The sequence below is a fragment of the Nannocystis sp. genome, assembly GCF_016714285.1.
In the GTDB taxonomy this organism is placed as follows: domain Bacteria; phylum Myxococcota_A; class Polyangia; order Nannocystales; family Nannocystaceae; genus Nannocystis.
The window spans coordinates 1-7091 of the sequence record NZ_JADJNN010000037.1 but is presented as its reverse complement, the minus strand read 5'-3'; the positions used below and the strand labels follow the sequence as shown (position 1 = coordinate 7091).

The 7091-nt window shown below is 67.6% G+C and carries 6 protein-coding genes and 2 pseudogenes; all 8 read left to right on the top strand.

Annotated elements, in window-relative coordinates; translation table 11 throughout:
- The first annotated feature begins 95 nt into the window (after positions 1-95).
- The 8 genes and pseudogenes from IPJ59_RS33515 (at position 96) to IPJ59_RS33470 (ending at position 6986) form a co-directional block, all read left to right on the top strand.
- Positions 96-854, top strand: a complete 759-nt coding sequence (locus tag IPJ59_RS33515; protein WP_293275381.1) for a hypothetical protein — start codon at positions 96-98, stop codon at positions 852-854.
- A gap of 287 nt (positions 855-1141) precedes the next feature.
- The gene (locus IPJ59_RS33510; protein ID WP_293275378.1) at positions 1142-1342 is read left to right on the top strand and encodes a hypothetical protein; all 201 of its coding nucleotides are present in this window, start codon (positions 1142-1144) and stop codon (positions 1340-1342) included.
- Positions 1343-1347: 5 nt separating this feature from the next.
- Positions 1348-2575 (top strand): annotated as a pseudogene (locus IPJ59_RS38465) (NADH:ubiquinone reductase (Na(+)-transporting) subunit B).
- Between the two features lie 327 nt (positions 2576-2902).
- Positions 2903-3343 carry an NADH:ubiquinone reductase (Na(+)-transporting) subunit C gene (gene nqrC, locus IPJ59_RS38770; RefSeq protein ID WP_463673385.1) on the top strand — a complete coding sequence of 147 codons (441 nt, stop codon included), beginning with the start codon at positions 2903-2905 and terminating at the stop codon, positions 3341-3343.
- Positions 3344-3347: 4 nt separating this feature from the next.
- Entirely contained in the window at positions 3348-3971 is a 624-nt protein-coding gene (locus tag IPJ59_RS33485; protein WP_293275372.1) for an NADH:ubiquinone reductase (Na(+)-transporting) subunit D, read from the top strand.
- Between the two features lie 4 nt (positions 3972-3975).
- Positions 3976-4591, top strand: a pseudogene (gene nqrE / locus IPJ59_RS38460) (NADH:ubiquinone reductase (Na(+)-transporting) subunit E).
- Between the two features lie 26 nt (positions 4592-4617).
- A complete protein-coding gene (nqrF, locus tag IPJ59_RS33475) occupies positions 4618-5847 on the top strand; it encodes an NADH:ubiquinone reductase (Na(+)-transporting) subunit F (RefSeq protein WP_293275369.1) in 1230 nt (409 codons plus the stop codon).
- Positions 5848-5864: 17 nt separating this feature from the next.
- Positions 5865-6986, top strand: a complete 1122-nt coding sequence (locus IPJ59_RS33470; protein ID WP_293275367.1) for an FAD:protein FMN transferase — start codon at positions 5865-5867, stop codon at positions 6984-6986.
- Positions 6987-7091 lie beyond the last annotated feature (105 nt).

Sequence of the window (7091 nt, the reverse complement as noted above, 5' to 3'; positions counted from 1 at the left end):
GGGCCTCGACCTGCCCATCGCCGGCGACCCACCGGCAGACCATCGCCCCCGCGGCCGCCGGCTTGCGTCGCCCTCCTCGCGCCGACTACATCGGCATGAAGCCCAGATGGAGGCCAGGTCGGCGGCAAGGTCAAACGCGACCCAGCTCCTGTTCGAGGACCGCAAAGGCCCCGTCCGCTTCCACCCGCCCCGCCGCCGGCTGCCGCGTGCAACGCCATCCACCGCCACGGCGGCCGGGCCTTCCTGTCCCTGGTCTCATCCAGGCCCGACGGTTCCGACGACCAGTCCAGTTCGCCAGCTACTCCACCACCGCCGGCACCGCCCGGAAGACCGCTCCAGCGCCGACGGCGTCAGGCCTCCTGCTCGAAGTCGGGTCTGTGGACGCCCTGCGCATGCGCCCCTTCTCCCGCATTGCCCGCCGGACGGCCGCCCCCGCGCCCTCTTCGTCACCCGCCGTCGACACCAACCCCACGCCGCCGTTTTACGTCGCCGTCGTGCTCAAAGGGCAAGAGGCTGACTTCAAGCGCGGCCTCGTGCCGGTGACACAGCAAGCTCGCCCCCGGACCTTCCTCTGCAAGTCAACAAGCTGCAGATCGAGGAAGCTCAGTGGCATCCAGGTCGAGGACTTCGACGACTTGCACCCGGCCGGCAACGTCGGCACCTTTTACATCCACATGCTTCTCGCCCGTCGACCGCGAGCGCGTCGCCTGGCACATCGGCTACCAGGACGTCGTCGCCGTCGGCGTCCTGTTCGCCACCGCCAGCTCGACTCCCGCCGCGTCGTCAGCCTCGCCGGCCCCGTCGTGGAACGCCCCCGCCTGCTCGCCACCCAGCTCGGCGCCAGCCTCGACTAGAGCTCACCGCGGGGGCGAGCTCAAGCCCGAGAACCGCGTCGTCCTCCGGCTCGGTGCTCTCGGGCCGCCACGCCAGCGGCGAGGCCCTCGGCTTCCTCGGCCGCTACCACATCAGGTCTCCGCCCTGCTCGAGGGTCGGCACCGCGAGTTGCTCGGCTGGCTGGCCCCAGGCACCGGAAATTTCTCCATCATTCCGGGCTACTTCGGCTTCTCGGCAAGCTCTTCGGCAAGAAGTTCGCCATGACCACCACCCCCAACGGCTCGCCCGGGCCATGGTCCCGATCGGCATGTACGAGCGAATCGTGCCGCTCGACATCCACCCGACCTTCCTCCTGCGCTCCCTCCTGGTCGGCGACACCGACCGCGCCATCCAGCTCGGCGCGCTCGAGGCTCGACGAGGAGGACCTCGCGCTCACTTCGTCGACCCCGGCAAGGCCGACTTCGGGGTCGTCTCCGCAAGAACCTCAGCGAGATCGAGAAAGGGCTGACACCCATGCAGTTCCTGCGCAACCTGCTCGACAAGGCCGAAAGCCGTTCCACAAGGGCGGCAAGCTCGAGAAGCTCTACCCGCTCTACGAGGCCACCGACTACCTTCCTGTACCGCCGGACGTCACGAAGGCGTCGTCGCACGTCCGCGACGCCATCGACCTCAAGCGGATGATGATCACCGTCGTCGTCGCGCTGCTGCCCTGCGTGTTGTTCGCCGTGTACAACACCGGCTTCCAGGCCAACAACGCCATCGCCCACGGCGCCAGCGCCCTGGCCAACTGGCGAACCTGGCTGTACACCGCGCTCGGCTTCGCCTTCGACCCGACCAGCATCCTCGCGTGCATGATCCACGGCGCGCTGTACTTCCTGCCGGTCTACCTGGTGACGATGCTGGTCGGCGGCCACGCCGAGGTCATCTTCGCCATCGCCCGCAAGCACGAGATCAACGAGGGCTTCCTCGTCACCGGCCTGCTGTTCCCGCTGACCCTCCGCCCACGATCCCGCTGTGGCAGGTCGCCCTCGGCATCAGCTTCGGCGTCGTCATCGGCAAGGAGGTCTTCGGCGGCACCGGCATGAACGTGCTGAATCCCGCCCTGGTCGCCCGCGCCTTCCTGTTCTTCGCCTACCCCGGCCAGATCTCGGGCGACGGCCCCTGGATCGCCGCCAACCTCGCCACCCCGGCCGCCCTCGCCGATGGCCTGTCCGGCGCCACTGCCCTGTCCCAGGCCGCCGCCAACACCCCGGCGATGATGGCCCACCGACCTGGTGGAACGCCTTCATCGGCGCTCGGGCGGGCTCGATGGGCGAGACCTCCGCCCTCGCCTGCCTCATCGGCGCCGCCATCCTGATCATCACGGGTGTGGGCTCGTGGCGGACGATGTTCGGCGTCGCCCTCGGCACCTTCGCCACCGCCTCGCTGCTCAACTGATCGGCTCACCGACCAACTCCCTGTTCGGCCTCCGCCGATGTGGCACTTCGTGCTCGGCGGCTGGGCCTTCGGCGCCGTGTTCCATGGCCACCGACCCGTGTCCTCGGCCTTCACCGCGTGGGGCAAGGTCTTCTACGGCTTCGGCATCGGCTTCATGGTGGTCCTGGTCCGGGTCATCAACCCGGCCTACCCCGAGGGCATGATGCTGGCGATCCTGTTCATGAACATGTTCGCCCCGCTCATCGACTACTTCATCGTCCAGGCCAACATCAAGCGGAGGATGGCTCTCTATGGCACGCGATAGTACTGGCTACACGATCGGCTTCGCCGTCGCCGTCTGCGTCATCTGCGGCATCGGCGTCGCCGGGGCCGCCGTCGCCCTCGGGCCGCGCCAGGCCCAGAACAAGGTCCTCGACCAGCAGAAGCAGGTCCTCCTGGTCGCCGGCCTGATGAAGCCCGGTCAACAGGCCACCCCCAGAGGTCACGGCCCTGTTCACCAAGAACATCCGCCGCGAGGTCATCACCCTCAAGACCGGCGCCGAGGACAAGGCCATCAAGGCCGAGACCTTCGACCAGCGCCGCGCGCAAAGACCCGGCCACCAGCACCACCGCCCCCGAGAACGCCGCCAAGGTGTTCCGCCTGCCCAACAACGCGCTCGTCTACCACGTCCTCAAGGACGGCAAGACCGACACCCTGATCCTCCCGATCGAGGGCTACGGCCTGTGGTCCGTCCTCTACGGCTACCTCGCCGTCGACAAGGACGCCAACACGATCAAGGGCATCACCTTCTACGCCCACGCCGAGACCCCCGGCCTCGGCGGCGAGGTCGACAACCCCAAGTGGAAGGCCCTGTGGCCCGGTCGCAAGATCTACGACGACAAGGGCCAGCCCGCCCTCAGCGTCATCAAGGGCAACGCCGGCGACCCCAAGACCGACCCCCACCACGTCGACGGCCTGTCCGGCGCCACCATCACCAGCAACGGCGTCAGCAACCTGATGAAGTTCTGGTTCGGCAAGGACGGCTTCGGCCCCTACATGGCCAAGTTCAAGGCGTCCCAGGGGAGGAGCTAGACCCATGGACAAGCAGACCAAGGGCGTCCTCTTCGACCCCCTCTTCAACAACAACCCCATCGCCCTGCAGGTGCTCGGCATCTGCTCGGCTCTGGCGGTGACCACCAAGCTCGAGACGGCGCTCGTCATGTCGATCGGCCTCACGGTCGTGACCGCCTTCTCCAACCTGGCGATCAGCCTGATCCGCAACTACATCCCCAACAGCATCCGCATCATCGTCCAGCTGACGGTGATCGCCTCGCTGGTGATCGTCACCGACCAGATCCTCAAGGCCTTCGTCTTCGAGATCAGCAAGCAGCTGTCGGTCTTCGTCGGCCTCATCATCACCAACTGCATCGTCATGGGCCGCGCCGAGGCCTACGCCATGGCCAACAAGCCCGGCATCTCCTTCCTCGACGGCATCGGCAACGGCCTCGGCTACGGCATGGTGCTGATGGGCATCGGCTTTATCCGCGAGCTGTTCGGCTCCGGCAAGCTGTTCGGCATCGAGATCTTCAGCACCGTCAACGACGGCGGCTGGTACTACACCAACGGCATGATGCTCATGCCGCCCTCGGCCTTCTTCCTGATCGGCATCATGATCTGGATCCTGCGCACCGCCAAGCCGGCCCAGATGGAGAAGGAGTAACCATATGTTCGAGCATCTCCTCAACATCGCGGTCAAGTCGATCTTCGTCGAGAACATGGCCCTGGCCTTCTTCCTGGGCATGTGCTCCTTCTTGGCCGTGTCCAAGAAGGTCGAGACCGCCATCGGCCTCGGCGCCGCCGTCATCTTCGTGCTCGCCGTCTGCGTCCCGCTCAACCAGCCGATCCTCGCCTCGCTGCTCCGCGAGGCGCCCTGGCCTGGATCTCGCCCGATCTCGCCAGCGTCGACCTCAGCTTCCTCTCCTTCCTGGTCCAGATCGGCACCATCGCCGCCGTGGTCCAGGTCGTCGAGATGGCCGTCGACCGCTTCGCCCCCAAGCTCTACGCGGCGCTGGGCGTGTTCCTCCCGCTCATCGCGGTCAACTGCGCCATCCTGGGCGCCTCGCTGTTCATGGCGCAGCGCGACTACAACTTCGGCGAGGCCGCCGTCTACGGCATCGGCTCCGGCATCGGCTGGGCCATGGCCATCGTCGCCCTGGCCGCCATCCGCGAGAAGATGCGCTACAGCAACGTCCCCACGCCCTGCGTGGCCTCGGCATCGCCTTCATCCTCGCTGGCCTGATGGCCATCGGCTTCCTCGCCTTCTCCGGCATCCAGCTCTAGCTCCCAGATCTAGGAGGACCACCGCGATGTCCACCATCATCATCCTCGGCGTGGCCATGTTCACGTTCGTGATCCTGGCCCTGGTGTTCGTCCTCCTGGCCGCCAAGGCCCGGCTGGTCAACAGCGAGGCCGTCACGATCGGCATCAACCACGACCCCAACCACTCGCTGCGGGTCCCCGCCGGCAACACGCTGCTCAACACCCTGGCCAGCAACAAGATCTTCATCCCCTCCGCCTGCGGCGGTAAGGGCTCGTGCGGCGTCTGCAAGGTCATCGTCAAGAGCGGCGGCGGCACCATCAACCCCACCGAGCTCGGCTACATCTCCAAGGGCGAGGCCCGCGAGGGCTGCCGCCTGTCCTGCCAGGTCAAGGTCAAGCAGGACATGGAGATCGAGGTCCACGCGGAGATCTTCGGCGTGCGCAAGTGGAAGTGCCACGTCAAGTCCAACGACGGCGTCGCCACCTTCATCAAGGAGTTCGTCCTGGCCCTCCCCGAGGGCGAGGTCGTCCCCTTCCGCGCCGGCGGCTACATCCAGATCGAGTGCCCGCCCCACGTGGCCAAGTACTCGGACATGATCATCGAGGACCAGTACCGCGACGAGTGGGACAAGTACAACCTCTGGCGCTACGTCTCGACCGTCACCGAGACCGTCACCCGCGCCTACTCGATGGCCAACTACCCCGAGGAGTTCGGCATCATCATGCTGAACGTCCGCATCGCCACGCCGCCCCCGAAGGTCCCCGATGCCCCCCCCGGCATCATGTCCTCGTTCATCTACAGCCGTAAGCCCGGCGATGAGGTCACCATCTCCGGCCCCTTCGGCGAGTTCTTCGCCCGCGACACCAAGAACGAGATGGTGTTCATCGGCGGCGGCGCCGGCATGGCCCCGATGCGCTCCCACATCTTCGACCAGTTCAAGCGCCTCAAGACCGACCGCAAGGTCAGCTTCTGGTACGGCGCCCGCTCCATGCGCGAGGCCTTCTACGTCGAGGATTTCGACGCCATCCAGCGCGAGTTCCCCAACTTCAAGTGGCACCTCGCCCTCTCCGAGCCCAAGCCCGAGGACAACTGGACCGGCTACAAGGGCTTCATCCACCAGGTCCTGTTCGAGAACTACCTGAAGAACCACCCCGCCCCCGAAGACTGCGAGTTCTACATCTGCGGCCCGCCGATGATGAACGTCGCCGTCACCAAGATGCTCATCGACCTCGGCGTCGAACCCGAGAACATCATGATGGACGACTTCGGTGGTTGATCGCCCCGGCGTGATCAATGTCTGATCCCCTCAGGGACAAGTACGGGAGCAGGGCGAAGGTCCTGCTCCCGCTCTTGCTCGTCGGCTTCGTCGCCCTCAGCGCCTGGCGCATGTGGCCGCGACCACCGGCCTCGAGCAGGCCGACGCAACAACCCCCCTCGCTCACCTTCTCCGGCCCGACCATGGGCACGACCTACAAGGTCACCGTGGTCGCCCCACTCAGCGCGTCCGAGCAGCGCCAGATCGAGGCCGCGATCGCCGAGGAGCTCGCCGAGGTCGACCGCCAGATGTCGACCTGGCGCCCGGACTCGGAGATTTCGCGCTTCAACGCCCACGCCGACACCACCCCCTTCCCCGCCTCGCCCGGCTTCCTCGCCGTCGTCCAGGCCGCCAACCAGATCAGCGCCGCCAGCGACGGCGCCCTCGACGTCACCGTCGCCCCCCTGATCGCCGCCTGGGGCTTCGGCCCGCAGGGCCGCGAAGCCAACGCCCCCGAGCCCACCCAGGCCCAGCTCGACGCCCTCAAGCCCAGCATCGGCTGGCAACACCTCACCGTCGACCTCGCCACCGGCACGCTCCGCAAGGACCCCGCCACCCTCCACCTCGAGCTCTCCGCGATCGCCCCCGGACACGCCGCCGACCGCATCACCGCCCGCCTCCGAGAGCTCGGCTTCACCCGCACCCTCGTCGACGTCGGCGGCGAGATCATGGCCAGCGGTCGCGCCGGCCACGGCGGCCCCTGGCGCCTCGGCGTCGAGCGCCCCGACAGCAGCGGCGGCGTCGTCCAGCGCATGCTCGCCGTCGAGGACCAGGCCCTCGCCACCTCGGGCGACTACCGCAACTACTACGAGGTCGACGGCGTCCGCCGCTCACACACCATCGACCCGCGAACCGGGCGCCCGATCGCCCACCACCTCGCCTCGGTCAGCGTGCTTCAGCCGAGCGCCATGCTCGCCGACGGCTGGGCCACCGCCCTCAACGTCCTCGGCCCCGACGCCGGCCTGGGGCTCGCCACGCAGCGCAGCATCCCCGCCCTGTTCCTCGTCCGCGACCCCGACGGCACCCTCCACGAGCGCGAGAGCCCCGCCTTCACCCGCTTGCACCGCAACGCCGAAGCGGCCACCCTGGACCCGCCATGACCACGATCCTGCTCACCATCGGCGTCCTCGGCGCTGTCATGTTCGGCATGGCCATCGGGGCCATCTTCGCCGGCAAGACCCTGCGCGGCTCCTGCGGCGGCATCG

Excerpts from the sequence above, each read along its gene's own strand:
- IPJ59_RS33470 (WP_293275367.1), top strand. The coding sequence starts at position 5,865 with ATGTCTGATCCCCTCAGGGACAAGTACGGGAGCAGGGCGAAGGTCCTG.
- IPJ59_RS33515 (WP_293275381.1), top strand. The coding sequence starts at position 96 with ATGAAGCCCAGATGGAGGCCAGGTCGGCGGCAAGGTCAAACGCGACCC.
- nqrF (WP_293275369.1), top strand. The coding sequence starts at position 4,618 with ATGTCCACCATCATCATCCTCGGCGTGGCCATGTTCACGTTCGTGATC.
- IPJ59_RS33485 (WP_293275372.1), top strand. The coding sequence starts at position 3,348 with ATGGACAAGCAGACCAAGGGCGTCCTCTTCGACCCCCTCTTCAACAAC.
- IPJ59_RS33510 (WP_293275378.1), top strand. The coding sequence starts at position 1,142 with ATGTACGAGCGAATCGTGCCGCTCGACATCCACCCGACCTTCCTCCTG.